A 16,756-nucleotide genomic window follows, 5' to 3' on the forward strand; every position below is an offset into this window, starting at 1 on the left:
TTATTGCTGAGTGCCTGATACTCCTGCCCTCGGTCTCCGCGACCGCAAACGAATCGAAACGCGACTGCGCATCGAAACTGCCGCGGTCGAAATCGTCACGGCTGAAGGGCTTGATGGCGCCACGGTCGACATGATCAGCGACCGTGCAGATATTTCGCCGCGCACCTTCTTCAACTATTTCGAGAGCAAAGAGGATGCCATCCTCGGAACTCAAGACATGGGAGAAGTTCAGCGAGCAATCGACGCTGGAGTCGCCCGCGCAGAAACCGATGATTTGGTCGTTGCGATCGTCTCCACCATGTTCCACATCTTTGGCCCGATGGCCGCACGAACTCAGCTCAAAACACAGCGGATGGCTCTTGTTCAAGAACACCCGCGTTTGTTGAGCAGACAGATTCACCAATTCACGCAACTGAACAGCACGATGGCTGCTGCCGTCGTCCAATTCCTCAACAAGCGAGAAACTACGCTCCCCCGCGACCCCGAACACGTCGCCGAAATTGCCGTAGCCACTTGCGTCGCATCCGTTCGAATCGCGGTCAAGGAATGGATTGCTGCCGGCGCTACCGCCGACATCGACTCCATGTACCTTCGCGCGATCGGACTTACACGAGAAACACTGAACACACTTCAATGACAACCACCAACGAACCACCCGTCGCCGACGTCACTCCCGAATCCTTCAACGATCCCGCTACGAAGCGCAGCATCCTGTTGCTGTTCGTTGGTCTCATGGTGACGATGCTGCTCTCAGCTCTCGACCAAACCATCTTCAGCACCGCACTCCCCACCATTGTGGGAGAGCTCGATGGCGTGAACCACATGCTGTGGGTCACGACTGCCTACATCCTGGCTGCGACCATCATGATGCCCGTCTACGGAAAACTCGGTGACCTCATTGGTCGCAAGGGCCTGTTCATCGGAGCAATTTCTATCTTCATGATTGGCTCTGTTGTCGGCGGGCTCGCCCCCGACATGACCTGGCTGATCGTCGGCCGCGCCGTTCAAGGTCTCGGCGGCGGTGGCCTCATGATTTTGTCGCAGGCGATCATTGCCGATGTGATTCCCGCGCGCGAGCGTGGCCGTTACATGGGCGCGATCGGTGGCGTATTTGCTCTCGCGAGCGTCGCCGGGCCACTACTCGGTGGTTGGTTCACTGAGTCAATCGGATGGCGTTGGGCGTTCTGGATGAACCTCCCGCTCGGTGCCCTAGCGATCCTCGCTGCCGTCACCCTGCTCAAGCTCCCGAAACACAACAAGCGAAAGCCGACCATCGATGTCGCCGGCATGGTGTTGCTCGCCATTGCTTCGGCAGCGGTTGTTCTCACGACAACCTGGGGTGGCACACAGTACGACTGGGATTCGCTGCTCATCATCTCGCTGATCATCATCGCCGTGGTCGCTGCCTTCTCCTTCGTAATGGTGGAGCGCTCCGCCGCCGAGCCGATCATGCCCATGGGCATGTTCAAGGAACGCAACTTTGTTCTCACTACGGCATCCGGTCTGATTACCGGTATCGCCATGTTCGGCGCCCTCGCCTACATGCCGACGTACTTGCAGATGGTGACGGGTGTGAATGCGACCCAGGCCGGATTCTTGATGATTCCGATGATGGGGGCGCTTCTTCTGAGTTCGGTAACGGCGGGCCAACTGGTCAGTCGCACCGGTCGCTACAAGTGGCTACCGATTACGGGCGCATTTGTTCTCGCTACCGGTTTGGCGTTGCTCTCCACCATGACGCCTGACCTCCCACTCTGGATTCTCTGCTCGTACCTCGCCGTGATGGGTCTCGGTATCGGCATGAGCATGCAAATTCTGGTGCTTATCGTTCAGAACACGTTCCCCAACTCGCAGGTCGGCACCGCTACGGCATCCAACAACTACTTCCGCCAGATTGGTGCCTCAATCGGCACCGCAGTTGTCGGCAGCCTGTTTGTTGCTCGTCTCACCGATCTGCTGAGCACTCGCCTTCCGGCTAGTGCCGCTGGTGCCACCGGCGACACCAACTCATTGACGCCGGCTGCTGTGCGCGATCTTCCGGATGCACTGCGCGAGATCATCGTCAGCTCCTACAACGATTCGCTGGCACCGGTGTTCCTCTACATGGTGCCGCTGGTTCTGCTCTCAGCCGTGCTGCTGATGTTCCTCAAAGAGGTTCCGTTGGCCACCAGCATCGACCGCGGAGAAGCCACGGAATCGCTCAACGTGCCCGGGGACGACAATGACAGCGACGATACCAAAGCGGAGGCAACGGATGCCGCTTCGCACCAACTGACGACAGCGAGCGACCAGTCGGGGCCAATTTCGATCATCCGCAGTCAGCCGTAGTTCTCGTGGCGGCGACCACCTAGGTCGCCCCACTGCGCGACTAGGCCCGCAGCACCCCGCCACACAACGGACGGGAGTGTTGCGGGTCTTTCGCTGTCTGCCTAGTCGAGGCCGAGGTAGGCCTCAATGACCTTCTCGTCAGCAAGTAGTTCGTGCGCGGGACCAGAGTGCGACACTTCGCCGGTCTCGAGGACGTACCCGTAGTCAGCGGCGGCGAGGGCACGGCGGGCGTTCTGTTCGACAAGAACGACAGTGGTGCCGGTCTGTCGGATCTCCTCGATCACGGTAAACACTTCGTCGACAATCTTGGGTGCCAGCCCCATCGATGGTTCATCGAGGAGCAGAATTTTCGGTTCGGCAATCAGAGCGCGAGCAATCGCCAGCATCTGCTGCTCTCCACCCGATAGCGCGCCGGCATGCAGCTTGCGACGCTCAAACAACACGGGGAATCGTTCGTAGACTTCGGCCACTTTTGAGTGCATCGCACTGTTGCTGCGGTGCCAGCCACCCAAAGTGAGGTTCTCGGCAACCGTGAGGGTGCCCAAAATTTCGCGCCCCTCAGGAACCTGCACGAGGCCGGCCTTGACGAGGCGGTGCGCTGGCCATTTGGTGATGTCTGTGCCCTCGAAAGTGATGACTCCCTGGCGGGGGCGCAGCAGTCCAGAGACCGCGTTCAGCACCGACGTCTTACCTGCGCCGTTGGCGCCGACGAGCGTAACAAGGGAGCCAACCGGCACCTCGAAAGACACGTCGCGCACGGCCTCCACTCGCCCATAGTTAACCTGCAGGCCCGTGACACTCAGGATCGGGTCGCTCATCGGTTCTCCTCCGGGTTGATCGCGCCGTCGGTTGCCGTGCTGGCATCATGCTCAGGATGCTCGGCTGCCCGATCATCGACAACGTGGGCGAGGGTTTCGGCGGCGAGCACGGATGCCGCTTCCTCGTCTTCATCGGAGCCCGCTGAGCCGAGGTAGGCCTCGAGCACGCGCGGGTCCCGAGCGATCTCGCTCGGCGCTCCGAAGGCGATGATCTCGCCAAAGTTCAGCACCATGATGCGGTCACACGTGGCCAGCATCATCCGCACATTGTGTTCGATAACGAGCACGGCGATTCCGTCAGCGGCGAGCGAGCGAATCAGTTCAGACAGGCTTGCTGCTTCGACGTGGTTCATTCCGGCCGCGGGCTCATCGAGCACGAGGAGCGACGGATGCGACGCGAGCGCACGAGCGATCTCCAAGCGTCGCTGATCGCCGTAGGAGAGGTCTCCGGCCGCGTTGGCGGCTTTGTCGCCGAGGCCCACGCGGACCAGCTGGGCCGAGGCCATCGCGATGGCTTCGCGTTCGAGGCGACGCGCCGAGGGCAGGAACAGTAGACGGCGCAGCAGCGTGTCTTGAGTCATGCGATAGCCGCCGACAAGAACGTTCTCTAGCGCCGAGAGGCGGTTGAAGAGCTTGATCTGCTGGAAGGTGCGCGCCACTCCGGCCTGGGCCAAACGATGCGCTTTCGTGTTCACGGTGAGCGGCACGCCGAGCACGGTTCCGCTGCCGGAGGTGGGCGGCGTGAGGCCGGTCACCATATTCACCAGAGTGGTCTTGCCAGCACCGTTCGGGCCGATAAGGCCGAGGACCTCTCCGGCCTTGACCGTGAGATCGACAGACTGCACGGCGTGCACTCCCCCGTAGGACTTGCCGAGGCCGCTCAGGCTTACCAGTTCGGAACCGGCAGCCGGCAGGGCTGGCAACTCAGGCTGGAACGACGGATCAACGTTCAGACGCTTGGCTGATTTTCGCACCGGGATAAGCCCCGAGAGGCCACCGGGAAGAAAGAGGATCACGACGAGCAGGAGCACACCGGAGATCGTCGGGCGGATCCAACCGGCGTCGATCCCGATGACGCGCTGGATCTCGGGAAGCGCGCTCAGGAACGCTGAGCCGAGGATCGGACCGATGAAGAGAGTGACTCCACCGACAACGGCGGTGACAAGCCCATCGACGGCAGCGGTGAACGAGAACTCGTTCGGGTCAGCGAACCGGGAGAAGTGCGCGAGAAGCACACCATAGAGGCCCGCAACTGCTCCGGCAATCACGAATGACGCCATCCGGTACCGAGGAACGTCGATGCCCATGGTGGTTGCGGCAAGTTCGTCTTCGCGAATTGCGGCAAAGGCGCGTCCGAGGCGGGAACCAGACAGGCGCCAGAACCAGTACGCCACGACGATCAACGCGATCCAGGCGACGCCGGGGCCAACGAGCTTGGCGAAGCTCAGCCCTTGCGCACCGTTCGTCCACGTCTGGTTGATGAGAAAAATCCGCACCATTTCGCCGAAGGCGAGAGTGGCGATGGCCAGAAACACTCCACGGAGGCGGATGACGGGCAGGCCCAAGATAAACGCGGCGAAGGCGCCGACAATCATGCCGAACACGATGCCGATGACGAGTGGCGGGATGAAACCAAACAGTGGCTCGGAGGGTACGACAAGCGCCGAGGTAAAGGCCGCCAACGAGGCGAGCCCTACCTGCGCCAAGCTCAACTGGCCGGCGATGAGCACGGCATAGAAGCTATAGGCGAGAATCGCCGTGAGGGCGATCAGGGTGATGAGTGACGAGTATTCCGCGATCACGATTAGACCTCCCGCGTCTTGCGAGCGCCGAAGAGGCCCTGCGGTCGAAGTATGAGGATGAGGAACAGAAGCCCGAACGCCACCATGTCTCGCCATGAGCTGCCGATGTAGTTGACGGCGAGCACTTCGGCAAGACCCAGGATCAGACCACCGACGAGTGCTCCCGGCAGGGATCCCATTCCGCCGACAATGATCACTGCGAGGGCTTTGAGCTCAACGGCATGACCGATGCCGAGGGATGCAGCGTTCACGTTCAGAGTGAACAACACACCGGCAACCGCGCCGAGCGCAGACGAGAGAGCGAAGGTTGTGCTGCTGATGCGGCCCACGTTGAGGCCGAGCACAGCGGCGGCGTGCGGGTTCTCGGCGATCGTGCGCATCCCTCGACCCAGCTTGGATTTCGCAACGAGCCAGGTGAGAACGACCATGAGCGAGACACTAATGATGAGGATGACGACTTGAAGCAGAGACACTGTCGCGCCGAAGATTTCCACGCGCGTAGTGGGAAAGGCATCCGCGGGAAAACGCCGGGTATCGGCCCCGTACAGCGCCTGCAATAGAGAGAGGATGATCGCGCCGAAGGCGATCGAAGAGATGAGCCCCGCGAAGTGCGCATCGTGGCGACCGGCGAGCGGCCTGAATGCGATGCGTTCGATCGCAATGCCGAGGATCGCACCAACCACCAGCACGATGGGGATGAGCAGCCAGATCGGCACCCCGAAGACCGTGACGATCTCGATACCGACGAGGGCACCAGCGGTGAAAACCGCGGCGTGGGCTAGGTTCAGCCGGTCGAGGATGCCAAATACCAGGGTGAACCCGATAGCGAACAACGCGTAGATCGAGCCGAGAAAGATCCCGTCCAAAAAGAGCTGCATTGGTAATGTCCCTGTCTGTAGTTGCGTGCCGCCCGGAGGCGGCACGCAACGTGCATGTATTGGCGGTGCGGAGACGCTAGTTCAGGATGACGAATTCGCCGTCTTGAACGATCTGCACGAGAGCGTCGTGTTCGGCGTCGCGGTTCGCGTTCAGGGTCACATTACCGAGAACGGTAGGAACATCGGTGATGGCGCCAAGGCCAGCCTGGATTCCGTCACGCTCGCCGGAGCATTCTGAGCGCACTGCTTCGTCGATGATCTGCATGCCGGCGTACGCCTGAGCGGCGAACTGGTCGGGAGCCGAGCTGTAGGCCGCGGTGTAGTCCTCAATGAACTTCACGTTCTGCTCGTTGTCTGAAGCAGAGTTCCACGCGGCTCCCACGATGACGCCTTCTGCAGCATCGCCAGCACCTTCGATGAGTGCGGGCGAGTTGAAGCCGTTTCCGCCGATGATGGGGGTGTCGATTCCGATTTCACGGGCCTGGGTCACGAGCGGCACTGCGGCATCGATGAGACCAGAAACGATGATCGCGTCGGCGTCAGACTGCTTTGCCTTGTTAAGGAGGGCACGGAAGTCGGTGTCTGCCTTCGAGAAGGTGAGAGTGTCAGCTACTTCAACATTCTGATCTTCGAGAGCGGCAGCGAAGGCTTGGTAGCCAGATTCGGTGAACGCATCGTCGTTGGCGTACATGACAACGACTTTCTGCACACCGAGACTGTCAACAGCAGCCTTGACGGTCTGCGGGATGACGGCATCTTCAGTGAGGGAGTCGCGGAAAATGTAGTCACCGATCTCGGTGATGCCCGCTGCAGTGTTGGACACACCGAGAACGGGAACGCCAGCGTCCTGCGCGATCGGGTCTGTTTGCTTTGCCGTGTTCGACAGCGTCGGGCCGATGATGACACTAGCGCCAGCGCTAATGAAGCTATCGAAGACCTGGATGGCTTCCTTGGGGTCGGTCGCGTCGTCCTCGACAGTGAGGTCGTACGTGACGCCGCCAACCTCGTTGAGAGTCTTGACCGCAAGTTCGAGTGCATTCTTCTGACCAGCGCCGTACTGGGCAGCGGCACCGGTGAGGCTAAAGGAAGCACCGATGGGAATTGCAGAATCGATGACGCATTCTGCACCAGTACCGGTCCCGGTCAATTCGCCGCTAGCGGTCGATCCCGACTCTCCGGCAGCGCTGCAGGCGGTAAGAGCAAGCAATAGGGTGGAACCGCAGACAGCGGCGGAAAACAGTTTACTTTTCATAAGTGGACCTCCTTGGCCAAGGTGCATGAGCCACCTAACACCTAGGCAAACTCACCTGTGTGAGTCTAGCTTTTCCGCGCTTGCCCCCGAAACACCAGCCTCGCATTCGGGTTGTCAGCTTTTCGACAATTTTCACTGAAAGGCTCAGCAAATGACCGAACTGCTTATCGTGATCGTGGTCGCGCTCATCGTGATTGCCTCTGCGACTCTCCTCGGCCCTCGCTTCGGAGTTGCTTCACCCCTCGTTCTTGTTGCCATTGGTGTTGCGGCAAGCCTCTTGCCAGCATTCGATTCGGTGCAGATTGATCCTGAGCTGATTCTTCAGGGCATCCTTCCGCCATTGCTGTATTCGGCAGCGGTGTCCCTGCCGACCATGAACTTCCGGCGGGAGTTTGGGGCCATCGGCGGGCTGTCCGTGGTGCTAGTTGTGGGCACTGCGCTCATCCTTGGCGTGTTCTTCATGCTCGTGATTCCGGGGCTCGGGTTTGCGTGGGGGGTCGCCTTGGGCGCCATCGTGAGCCCCACGGATGCCGTCGCGGCATCCATCATCAAGAAGACACCAGTCTCGAAGCGGGTTATCGCCATGCTCGATGGCGAAAGCTTGCTGAACGATGCGACTGCCCTTGCGCTGCTGCGGGCCGCGATTGTGGCGACAGCAGCAACGTTCTCCTTTTGGGGTGCGGTTGGCTCCTTCTCCTATTCGGTCCTGATCGCCCTCGTCATTGGTGGTGCGGTTGGGTGGCTGAACCTTGTTGTTCGCAAACGCATTACTGATCCCACCGTCAACACGGCGATCTCGTTCACGGTTCCCTTTATTGCGTCGGTGCCTGCCGAGTTATTGGGTGCCTCGGGACTGGTCGCCGCTGTTGTTGCAGGAATTGTGACCGGCATCCGGGCACCACGATTGTTCTCGCCCCAGAATCGGCTTTCGGACACTCAGAACTGGCGCATGATCGAGCTCGTTCTTGAGGGCGCGATTTTCTTGATGATGGGTCTTCAGATTTCGGCCATTCTGACGGATGTCGAAAACGATGATGCAGGAATAAGAAATGCGGTGCTGATCGCGGCCGGGGCTCTCGTGATCACAGTCGTGGTGCGTGCAGCGTATGTCGCTCCCCTTCTCGCGTTCTTGGCCCGCCGTTCGAAACGGCACGAGTCAATGAAGTCGCGAATGGAGGTGGTGCAAGAGCGGCTGAATGCACCGAAGGACATTCAGGATGCGGCAGAGCGCGGCAGCAAACACAATCCGGCACGATCGGAACGCTATCTTCAACGCGTGACAGGTCTAGTCACTCGGTCGCTGGCCGATATCGAGTACTTTCGGCGTGAACCCTTGGGTTGGCGCGAGGGCACCACCGTGGTGTGGGCTGGCATGCGCGGCGCGATCACGGTGGCTGCGGCTCAGACGCTGCCCTCTGACACTCCTCAGCGTTCGACCCTCATTTTGATTGCGTTTGCGGTGGCAGCAATGTCACTGCTCGTTCAAGGTGGCACGATTGGCGCAGTCGTGCGACGGATCTCGCCGAAGGTCGATCAGGTAGCGGTCGCGGAGCGAGCACAGGAAGAACGCACCCGCCTCTTTGCCCTCCTGAAAGCAAGCGCGAGCACCATCCCGCCGCGGCTGGATGTTAACGGTGCTGTCGTTGATAGCGATGACGCCTACGCACCGCTGGACGCTGATTTTGATGACGAGAAACGCCACCGACTGGCGGTCATTGATGCTCAGCGCACGGCTCTGCTCGACGCGCGCGATAACGGCATTTTTGATGCCGACCTGTTGGAGAATGCGTTGGCGAATCTCGACGCGTCTCAGATCGCGCTCGAGATGCGCGGCAAGCCAACCGCCTGATCTATTCGGCGACAGCGTGCGTGAACGCGGTCACCATCTCGACGATGGGCGTACTGAGACCGTCAAGCGCATCATCAAGGGTGGGTGCTGGATACGACTCGGCCCCATTCCAATCCGATTTGAGGATGCTCTGCCCATCAGCCCAGAAGGTGTTTGTCACGTGACCGTCCAACACAAGTGACACTTTCTGCGCTGCGATTGAGTTGCTTCCCACCTGAATCTCTTCGGTCGCACCGCGAATGAACTGTGCAGCGACGACAGTGTCGGGGGCTCCCTCTGCGAACTGCCCGAAGTCACGGCTCTCTGCACGTGACTGGAGAAAGGAGGCGAGGAGCACGTGCGCTAGATAGCTGGGGATCGCTTCGCCGAACTCAGCATTGAGCGTGTTTTGTTGGCTCTCCAGCCACTTTTCGCGGGTGCTCTCGGTCTCGACTCCCGCGAGGTGGTCAGTGAAACGGAATTTGGTCCACTCCAAAGGAGATGGCGCGAACCACGTCGTTTGCTCAAGCTGGATGAGAGGCCCGTCTGGACTCTGAAATGCCAGCAGCGTGGTGATGCGGTCCGCGTTCAGGCGGCGAAGCAAGGCGCCCGACTTAACGCCGCCGACATAAAATGACTCGACTGCTACTGACATGGATGAAACGTAGCATTCCCTAGAATCGCCACAACAGTGTTGACGAGCGGGTGACGCGATCGTGAGCATTGTTGAGTATGGACTAAGCGTCACTTTTGGCGCATGCTGGCGTCATGGAACCAACCACTGCACGCCCCGATCGCACGCTCATCGTGATCCTTTCCGTCATCGCCGCAATCGTGGTGATTGCGCTCGTGGTGGTGTTCACTCGGGGCGGCGCTTCAGAAATAGACCCCACGACACCTGAGGGTGTCGTGCAGTCATACTCGCTGGCTGTTGTTGAGAGCGACTATTCGGCGGCACGCGATTTTTTGTCGACCGAGCTGCGAGAGAATTGCGAGAGCGCCGACCTGAACACGATTCAGGGGCTGCGGATGACCGTCATTTCGACAACCATCAACGAGGACACCGCGGTGGTGCGAGTCTCGATGGAACGCGGCAGCGGTGACTTCGGCGGCTCCGGCTACGTTTCTGAGGAAGTATTCACCCTCGTTCTCGAGAGTAGAACGTGGCGGATTGAAACAACTCCGTGGGATCTGACCCTGTGCTACAACCAAGGAATAGGCGAATGAGCTCGATGAGATCGACTCCCACTCCCCCGCCCAACGTGATTCCGGCGGTCGGCGGCGTGCAAACGGTGCGTCGCGTCATCACCTACCTTCTGCTCGCAACGACCGTGATCATCGCGGCGAGTGGTGTCAGCGGCCTTCTCGATCGACTGTTTTCGGCTAACCGCCTCGAGGTCAGTTTTGATAACTATGGCTTGGCGACCTCGTTGGCTTCTGCCCTGATCGCTGGCCCTCTTGCCGCGGTGCTGTGGTGGTTGATCTGGCGGGACGCAACGATGACCCGCGACCGGGCATCCGTCATGTGGCCTGTTTATCTCACGATCATGTCGACGGTGGCTCTGCTGGTGTCGACAATTGCGCTCTTCACGTGGGCAGCGGAAGCTTTTGTGAATGGCTGGCAGCCGTACGGGCTCGCTGTGGGTATCGTGTGGGCACTGGTGTGGCTGTGGCATTACTGGATGTGGCGACACCCTAGCAAGGCACCGACCCGACTGCCGGGTGCAGCCCCCGCAATCGCGTCCCTCGTTGGCCTGACTTACGCTGCCGGTGGTGTGGTGTGGGCTCTTAGCCAACTAATCGATTCTGCGGTTGATGCTGCACTCGGCTCAGTCGTGATCAGCGATCCGGTGTGGCAGCTGGTGTTGCAGGGGCTCGTATGGGCCGTCGGCGGTGCGCTGTTGTGGTGGTGGCATTGGTTCCGTGTTGGCGTGCGGGAGCAGGCTCAGGGTTTCTCGAATGTGCTGCTCGTCTTCATTGCGGGAATCGCGTCCATTGCGGTCTTCGCTGCGGGCATCATGGTCGCGCTCACCGCCATTCTTGAGCTGGTAACGGCGTCGACGCAGCCTTTCGCTGTCACGCTCGAGTCTCTCGGAATCGCAATTGCTAACGCGGTCGTCGGTGCTCTCGTGCTGGTTTATCACGCTCGTGTTGTCGCCGGACGTTCCGCCGGGGTGCGTTCAGCTACGCGGCTTGCGAGTGCCGGTGTTTCGCTGGCGTACGCGGCGTCAGGTGTTGGTGTGATGGTGAATGCGCTGCTCGCTACCTCGAGCAATTCGCTTATTGAGGGGAACATCCGCAGTCTGCTGCTGAGCGGTCTCAGCGCTCTGATAGTGGGCGGCGTGCTGTGGTGGATGTTATGGAAGCCACTGCAGGCGTCACTCCCTGAGCGCGTTTCCGCTCCAGGGCGCCGCGTCTATTTGGTGATCATTTTTGGCCTCAGCGCACTCGTGGCGCTCATCACGTTGCTCGTGATCGGCTTTCAGCTGTTCTCGTTCTTGCTCGATGGTGGCAGCGGTGAAAGCTTTGTTGAGCGTTCACGTCAAGCCCTTGGGCTGCTCACGGCCACCCTCCTCGTTGCCGCCTACCATTTCGCGATTTGGCAACGCGACCGCGCCTCCAGCGTCACTGAAGAGGTCGTTCGTCGAATCAGTCACGTCACGCTCGTGGCCTCCCACGACAACGCCGAGCTTGTGGATGCCGTGCGTGCCGCAACCGGAGCCCGCGTGACGGTTCTTCAGCGCGCAACGGCCTCGCCGCTTGAGCCCGGCAGCGCGGAAATCGTTGCCGCCCTCGACGGAATCGAGGCCAGCAACGTTCTCGTCGTGGCGGGCGCTAAGGGCAAGATTGCGGTCATCCCCCTGAAGGGCTGAAGCGTCGCTAGCTGAAGCGGTAGTCAGCCGAAGCGCTAGCCAGCTGAAGCGATAGTCGGCTAAGCCCGAACCGGTGGTTAGCGGAAGTTCAGCCCACCGTTGATGTCGAGAACCTGCCCCGTCACGTACGACGACAGATCAGACGCAAGGAATGTGGTGACGCCAGCGACGTCTTCCACGGTTCCCGCGCGCCCCAACGGCACACCGGCGATGATTCCGGGCTGCGCGCTGCTGGGCGTGAAGTTGTTGTGGAACGGAGTGTCACCGATGAAACCGGGCGCGAGCGCATTGACGGTGATGTTCGACGGGGCAAGCTCTTTCGCGAGGCCCCGAGTGAAGCCAACGATTGCTGACTTCGCGGTCGCGTAAGCAACAGCACCGGCGCCACCACCATTTTCAGAAGCAAGCGACGACATCATAATGACGCGGCCGGCGCTCGACTGCGTCAGGTACGGGATCGCAGCCCGAGAGACGAAGAACCCGCTCGTGGCGTTGACATCCATCACCTGGTGCCAGTGGTCATCGCTCATCTCGGCGATGGTGTGACGGCCCACGAGGTTCCCCGCATTGTTAACGATGATGTCGAGGCCACCAAGAGCTTCCGCAGCGGCGTCCACGACGGCTGTTGCCTGGGCAGAGTCGGTGAGGTCACCCTGCACCGCGACCGAAGTGCGGCCGAGGGCGACGATCTGGGCCACGACGTCGGCGGCTGCATCCTTGCTATTGGCATAGTGCACGACAACGTCGGCGCCCGCTTGAGCGAGGCCGAGCGCGATTGCGGCACCGATTCCTTGACCTGATCCTGTGACGAGTGCGCGGCGTCCGCTGAGGTTGATCTGCATGGTGTCTCTTTCTCTTGAACTTCGGGTCGCGTGGGCGAAGCTGTGCGCTCACACGGGTGCAATTGACGTACAAAAATCAGGCGAATACGGCGTGGTATATCGGTATAACAAGGCTACACGATGGCGTTTTGCTCACCGCTGCCAGTGTGCCCCAGCGAGCGTGTTCTGTCACTGGCAAGAACTAGAACGCCATCGATGCGGCGGGGAATCGCGGTGTAGTTCTCGCGAAGTTCCTCGGGCAGCACCGCTTCTGGCGCATCCTGAAACGCGATCGGTCGCAAGAATCGCCGGATCGCACTCACTCCAACCGAGCTGTGCTGCGAATTTGTCGACGGCCAATTGCCACCGTGGTGCTGGGCCCACGACACGCGCACCCCGGTCGGGAATCCGTTGAAAACGAGACGGCCAACGGTCGGCGCGATCTTGTCGCTCAGCTCCTGCACCACCTGAGGTTCGTCGTGACCGTGATGGATAGTGGCCGTCAGCGAGCCGGGCATCACGTCGATGGCACGGGACACCTGCTCAAGCGAGGTGTAGCGCACCACAACGAGAACGGGGCCGAAGGCTTCTTCTGCGGTAGCTGCAGTGAAGTCATCCGCCGAAATTTCAAGCAGGGTCGGCGTCGCACGGATGCCCGCATCACCGTTAGTGCCTGCAGCGATGATTCGCGCGCTACCGCCACCCGTGATCCGGCCGAGGATGTCGGTGAGCGAACTCGAGATGCGACTATTCAGCAGCACCAGGCCTCCAGCCGCGGTGGTTCGCTCACGGAGGCCGTCGAGGATCGCATCGCCGCTCGGTCCACTCGGCAGCAGTGCCACACCGGGTTTGGTGCAGAACTGGCCGGCGCCCAACGTAAATGATCCGAAGAGGCCCTCGGCGATGGCCGCCCCGCGCTCCTCGGCTGCTGCTTCGGTGATGACGAGCGGATTGAGGCTGCTGAGTTCGCCGTAGAACGGGATCGGCGTTTCGCGGGTGGCGATGATCTCCATCAGTGCTTCTCCCGCTCCGAGTGAGCCGGTGAAACCGACCGCCGCGATGTGCGGGTCGGCCACGAGATCACGCCCGGATTGCGTGCCAAAGATGATGGAGATGGTGCCGTCTGGGGCCCCGTAGCGCGTTGCGGCATCCGCCAGCGTACGGAACGACAAGCGCGAGGTGAGCGGATGCGAGCTATGCGCCTTGATGACAACGCTGTTGCCTGCTGCTAGCGCCGAGGCGGTATCGCCGCCGACTACCGAAAAGGCGAAGGGAAAGTTGCTCGACCCGAACACGGCAACGGGGCCGATCGGGATGAGCATGCGGCGCAGCTCCGGCCCGTGACCGAGCGGGGTGTCCCCCGCGTAGTCGATCGTTGCTTCGAGGTAGCTGCCTTCGCGGAGTGCTTCGGCGAAGAGGCGGAACTGAAACTGAGAGCGACCAAGTTCGCCATTCAAACGGCCCTCGCCGAGGCCCGTTTCGGCATCCGCCACGGCCACGAGTTCGGTGCGGCGCTCTTCGAGTCCGTCGGCAAGTGCTTCAAGCAGACCTGCTCGCCATTCCCGGCTGCTCGTTCTCAAAGTCTCGAACGCTGCCTGAGCGGATGCCGCCAGTGCCGCTGTCTCGGCCGCAGAGGTCAGCTCAATATCGGTGTCCTGCGTGATGCCAGTGGTGGGATTAGTCGTTGTCAGCATGATTCTCCAGGGTCGATTGTTGGCTGGTGTGCGGGAGCCGACGAAGCGCCAGTCGGCCCTAATTTGCCGCCGCACGCGTGTGTTCGTTTAGGCTGACCTCCATGACCCAGTCGCTCGACGCTACGTTTCCGTCCCCGCTGCCTCCGCAGGCGGACAGTCCCACGCGCACAGATCAGATCATTGACGCACTTCGGTCCGCGATCGTTTCGGGGGCGCTGGAGCCCGGTCAGGTGCTCGTCGAACGCAAGATCGCCGAGCAGCTCGGTGTCTCGAAAACACCGGTCCGTGAAGCGTTGATCGTGCTCGAGCGTTCGGGCTTGTTGGACGTTCAAGCTCGACGAATCTCGGTTCGCCGCTTGAGCTTCACTGACATCCGCCACATTTACGAAGAGCGCGTGCTGCTGGAGCCGTGGGCCATTCTGGACGCCGCACGAAGTGGACGAGAATTTACCGTCGCCGGGCAGGCCCTGGTCGATGCACGCACGTTCGCCGCCGCAAACGACAACGCGTCGACGGCGCTCGCCAACCGCCGCTTTCACCGCGGCATGTATGCCAATAGTGAGAACGAGTTCATCGTCAATTCGCTCGATCGCTTGCAAGATCTCACGGCTCTCGCCGTCGCCGCCGTGCTGTGGGAGAACTGGCCGCGACGCGAGATTGAAGCCAGCGAGCACGAAGCGATTTATGCCGCAGCGAGCAGCGGGGATGCCACCAAGGCCGCCCAGCTCATGAAGGACCACATCGGCGCATCTATCGACCGCGTCACGCAGCGCGAGCTCGGACTGTAACGGGTTCATTCCTACCCCGGCAGTAGTTCATGGTAGCTCTTGAGGAGCGCCTCGTCGGGCGGGTAGGTGCCGCGCAGCGGGCTGCCATCTTCCACTTTGGTGAGAATGAACTCCTCGAGCTTTTCTTGCTCGAGAGCGTCGCGCGCCACTGATTCGACGAGGTGTCGCGGGATGCACACCACGCCGTCGCGGTCGCCCACCATGATGTCGCCGGGATAGATGGCGACTTCGGCGCACGCGATGGGGATCTGAAAGTCGACCACGTGGTGTTGCGCAAGATTGGTGGTCGGCGAGGCGCCTGCCGAAAACGTGGGCAGGTCGAGCTCTTCAAAGCCGACCATGTCGCGGAATGAGCCGTCACTCACGATGCCGGCAGCGCCGCGAAGCTTGAGACGGGTAGCCAGGATGTGCCCGATCGAGGCCGCTCGCTTTTTGCCGCGCGCGTCAATCACGAGCACTTGGCCTTCGCTGACGGACTCAACTCCGATGCGCTGGGGGTGGTCGTAGTCCTGAAAGATCGACGGCACGTCAATGTCTTCGCGCGCGGGAATACAGCGCATCGTGAACGCCTCCCCCAGCAGTCGCTGTCGGGACGGGTTCGAAAACTCTAGGCCTTCGAGATACGTGTTGCGGAGCCCTCGCGCCATGAGCTGCGTGGTGATCGTTGCAGTGCTCACAATGCCCAGTGCGACTGTGGCCTCCGGGCTCAGAGGAGCGGTGGTTGCCTCCGGCGGTTTCCCGAATTCATTGCGATTCGCTGAATTGGTGTGCATTCTCAAAACCCTCCATTAGGCCGACATCCGGGCTCAGTATACCGATATACCAAGATGTCGTTCTACTGAACAGCGGAGGTGGGCTGCTCGATCAGGGTTGAGGAACGGTGATGCCCGGCTCTTTGGCTCCGAGTCGAGCCCGCACTTCGTGGGCGGCATCGACCAGCGCACGCACGACATCCGTTGGCCACTGCGAGCTCGTGCGCGACGCCGGCATCGTGACTGAAATTGCCGAATTGACCCCACCGGTAGCGCTCGTCAACGGCACCGCAACACTGCGCGAACCGGCGAGATACTCTTCATCGTCGACGGCATAGCCGCGCTTTTTCGCGACAGCGATTCGCTCCCGCAAAGCAGGCAAGTCGATCACGGTCTTGTTGATCAGACGAGGTTCCGGGATCGCCGCCAGACGCCTCCCCGCTTCCTCCGGCTCCAGGTTGCTCAGTAGCGCGATTCCTGGCGCTGTGGCGTGGGCAGCCAGCCGGATTCCCACCGACGAACCGAAGAGCGCGCCCTCGCTGGAATGCTGGCTAATCGCGAAGTACGCGCTATCGACACCGTCTAAGCGAGCCAATTGAACGGTCTCCCCCAGAGCGGTCGCGAGCTGGTCGAGCACGGGCTTGGCGGCATTCGCAATGTGATTGTGACCGGTGTACATCTGGCCGACTTGCCATGCCCTCAAACCGAGCGAATACTGCCGGGTTGACGGGTCATGTTCGAGCCAGCCCGACTTCTGCAGAGTGTTCAACAGACCGTGGGCACTTGAGCGCGGCAAGCCGAGCGAGGTGAGGATCTCAGTGAAGCTGACGAATCCCTTTGCCGCGACGAGGTCGACTATCGCCAGTGCTCGGTCGGCAGACTTCACCGAATGAGCTGTGGATACCGTGGGCTGGAGTTGCAT

The 16,756-nt window shown here is 61.0% G+C and carries 15 protein-coding genes; 6 read left to right on the forward strand and 9 right to left on the reverse strand.

Annotated elements, in window-relative coordinates:
- The first annotated feature begins 10 nt into the window (after positions 1-10).
- Positions 11-637 carry a TetR/AcrR family transcriptional regulator gene (locus tag I6E56_RS04110; RefSeq protein WP_197136231.1) on the forward strand — a complete coding sequence of 209 codons (627 nt, stop codon included), beginning with the start codon at positions 11-13 and terminating at the stop codon, positions 635-637.
- Positions 634-2,328, forward strand: a complete 1,695-nt coding sequence (locus I6E56_RS04115; RefSeq protein ID WP_197136232.1) for an MDR family MFS transporter — start codon at positions 634-636, stop codon at positions 2,326-2,328. The genes I6E56_RS04110 and I6E56_RS04115 overlap by 4 nt, the downstream gene beginning before the upstream one ends.
- A 101-nt stretch (positions 2,329-2,429) precedes the next feature.
- On the opposite strand, the gene I6E56_RS04120 is transcribed toward I6E56_RS04115, so the two are convergent.
- The 4 genes from I6E56_RS04120 to I6E56_RS04135 form a co-directional block, all read right to left on the reverse strand.
- Positions 2,430-3,146 (reverse strand): ABC transporter ATP-binding protein, encoded by a 717-nt coding sequence (locus I6E56_RS04120; RefSeq protein ID WP_197136233.1) that lies wholly within the window; start codon positions 3,144-3,146, stop codon positions 2,430-2,432.
- Entirely contained in the window at positions 3,143-4,948 is a 1,806-nt protein-coding gene (locus I6E56_RS04125) for a branched-chain amino acid ABC transporter ATP-binding protein/permease (RefSeq protein WP_307842758.1), read from the reverse strand. The genes I6E56_RS04120 and I6E56_RS04125 overlap by 4 nt, the downstream gene beginning before the upstream one ends.
- Before the next feature lie 2 nt (positions 4,949-4,950).
- Positions 4,951-5,826 (reverse strand): branched-chain amino acid ABC transporter permease, encoded by an 876-nt coding sequence (locus tag I6E56_RS04130; protein WP_197106114.1) that lies wholly within the window; start codon positions 5,824-5,826, stop codon positions 4,951-4,953.
- A gap of 76 nt (positions 5,827-5,902) precedes the next feature.
- On the reverse strand, positions 5,903-7,078 hold the full coding sequence (locus I6E56_RS04135) for an ABC transporter substrate-binding protein (RefSeq protein ID WP_197136234.1): 1,176 nt from the start codon (positions 7,076-7,078) through the stop codon (positions 5,903-5,905).
- Positions 7,079-7,229: 151 nt separating this feature from the next.
- On the opposite strand from I6E56_RS04135, the gene I6E56_RS04140 reads away from it, so the two are divergent.
- Positions 7,230-8,927, forward strand: coding sequence for a sodium:proton antiporter (locus I6E56_RS04140; RefSeq protein ID WP_197136235.1), 1,698 nt, complete (start codon positions 7,230-7,232; stop codon positions 8,925-8,927).
- A 1-nt stretch (position 8,928) separates the two neighbouring features.
- On the opposite strand, the gene I6E56_RS04145 is transcribed toward I6E56_RS04140, so the two are convergent.
- Positions 8,929-9,561, reverse strand: coding sequence for a hypothetical protein (locus I6E56_RS04145; RefSeq protein ID WP_197136236.1), 633 nt, complete (start codon positions 9,559-9,561; stop codon positions 8,929-8,931).
- Positions 9,562-9,674: 113 nt separating this feature from the next.
- Here I6E56_RS04145 and I6E56_RS04150 point away from each other — a divergent pair, with 113 nt between their 5' ends.
- Both I6E56_RS04150 and I6E56_RS04155 read left to right on the forward strand, forming a co-directional pair.
- A complete protein-coding gene (locus I6E56_RS04150; RefSeq protein WP_197136238.1) occupies positions 9,675-10,133 on the forward strand; it encodes a hypothetical protein in 459 nt (152 codons plus the stop codon).
- Positions 10,130-11,779: a DUF5671 domain-containing protein gene (locus tag I6E56_RS04155; RefSeq protein ID WP_197136240.1), complete on the forward strand. Its 1,650-nt coding sequence runs from the start codon at positions 10,130-10,132 to the stop codon at positions 11,777-11,779. The genes I6E56_RS04150 and I6E56_RS04155 overlap by 4 nt, the downstream gene beginning before the upstream one ends.
- Positions 11,780-11,856: 77 nt before the next feature.
- On the opposite strand, the gene I6E56_RS04160 is transcribed toward I6E56_RS04155, so the two are convergent.
- On the reverse strand, positions 11,857-12,621 hold the full coding sequence (locus I6E56_RS04160) for an SDR family NAD(P)-dependent oxidoreductase (RefSeq protein WP_197136242.1): 765 nt from the start codon (positions 12,619-12,621) through the stop codon (positions 11,857-11,859).
- Between the two features lie 113 nt (positions 12,622-12,734).
- Positions 12,735-14,294 carry an aldehyde dehydrogenase (NADP(+)) gene (locus I6E56_RS04165; protein WP_197136244.1) on the reverse strand — a complete coding sequence of 520 codons (1,560 nt, stop codon included), beginning with the start codon at positions 14,292-14,294 and terminating at the stop codon, positions 12,735-12,737.
- A 101-nt stretch (positions 14,295-14,395) separates the two neighbouring features.
- On the opposite strand from I6E56_RS04165, the gene I6E56_RS04170 reads away from it, so the two are divergent.
- Positions 14,396-15,082: a GntR family transcriptional regulator gene (locus tag I6E56_RS04170; protein ID WP_197136246.1), complete on the forward strand. Its 687-nt coding sequence runs from the start codon at positions 14,396-14,398 to the stop codon at positions 15,080-15,082.
- Positions 15,083-15,093: 11 nt separating this feature from the next.
- On the opposite strand, the gene I6E56_RS04175 is transcribed toward I6E56_RS04170, so the two are convergent.
- Together I6E56_RS04175 and I6E56_RS04180 are read right to left on the reverse strand one after the other, a co-directional pair.
- A complete protein-coding gene (locus tag I6E56_RS04175; RefSeq protein WP_197136247.1) occupies positions 15,094-15,855 on the reverse strand; it encodes a ribonuclease activity regulator RraA in 762 nt (253 codons plus the stop codon).
- A gap of 91 nt (positions 15,856-15,946) precedes the next feature.
- Positions 15,947-16,756 carry an IclR family transcriptional regulator gene (locus tag I6E56_RS04180; protein WP_197136248.1) on the reverse strand — a complete coding sequence of 270 codons (810 nt, stop codon included), beginning with the start codon at positions 16,754-16,756 and terminating at the stop codon, positions 15,947-15,949.

It is taken from the genome of Salinibacterium sp. NK8237 (assembly GCF_015864955.1).
Lineage (GTDB): Bacteria > Actinomycetota > Actinomycetes > Actinomycetales > Microbacteriaceae > Rhodoglobus.

What these genes read in the sequence shown, in the direction of transcription:
- I6E56_RS04140 (WP_197136235.1), top strand. Translation starts at nt 7,230, where the DNA reads ATGACCGAACTGCTTATCGTGATCGTGGTCGCGCTCATCGTGATTGCC.
- I6E56_RS04165 (WP_197136244.1), bottom strand. Translation starts at nt 14,294, where the DNA reads ATGCTGACAACGACTAATCCCACCACTGGCATCACGCAGGACACCGAT.
- I6E56_RS04180 (WP_197136248.1), bottom strand. Translation starts at nt 16,756, where the DNA reads ATGCAACTCCAGCCCACGGTATCCACAGCTCATTCGGTGAAGTCTGCC.
- I6E56_RS04135 (WP_197136234.1), bottom strand. Translation starts at nt 7,078, where the DNA reads ATGAAAAGTAAACTGTTTTCCGCCGCTGTCTGCGGTTCCACCCTATTG.
- I6E56_RS04170 (WP_197136246.1), top strand. Translation starts at nt 14,396, where the DNA reads ATGACCCAGTCGCTCGACGCTACGTTTCCGTCCCCGCTGCCTCCGCAG.
- I6E56_RS04150 (WP_197136238.1), top strand. Translation starts at nt 9,675, where the DNA reads ATGGAACCAACCACTGCACGCCCCGATCGCACGCTCATCGTGATCCTT.
- I6E56_RS04160 (WP_197136242.1), bottom strand. Translation starts at nt 12,621, where the DNA reads ATGCAGATCAACCTCAGCGGACGCCGCGCACTCGTCACAGGATCAGGT.
- I6E56_RS04175 (WP_197136247.1), bottom strand. Translation starts at nt 15,855, where the DNA reads ATGCACACCAATTCAGCGAATCGCAATGAATTCGGGAAACCGCCGGAG.
- I6E56_RS04155 (WP_197136240.1), top strand. Translation starts at nt 10,130, where the DNA reads ATGAGCTCGATGAGATCGACTCCCACTCCCCCGCCCAACGTGATTCCG.
- I6E56_RS04120 (WP_197136233.1), bottom strand. Translation starts at nt 3,146, where the DNA reads ATGAGCGACCCGATCCTGAGTGTCACGGGCCTGCAGGTTAACTATGGG.
- I6E56_RS04130 (WP_197106114.1), bottom strand. Translation starts at nt 5,826, where the DNA reads ATGCAGCTCTTTTTGGACGGGATCTTTCTCGGCTCGATCTACGCGTTG.
- I6E56_RS04115 (WP_197136232.1), top strand. Translation starts at nt 634, where the DNA reads ATGACAACCACCAACGAACCACCCGTCGCCGACGTCACTCCCGAATCC.
- I6E56_RS04145 (WP_197136236.1), bottom strand. Translation starts at nt 9,561, where the DNA reads ATGTCAGTAGCAGTCGAGTCATTTTATGTCGGCGGCGTTAAGTCGGGC.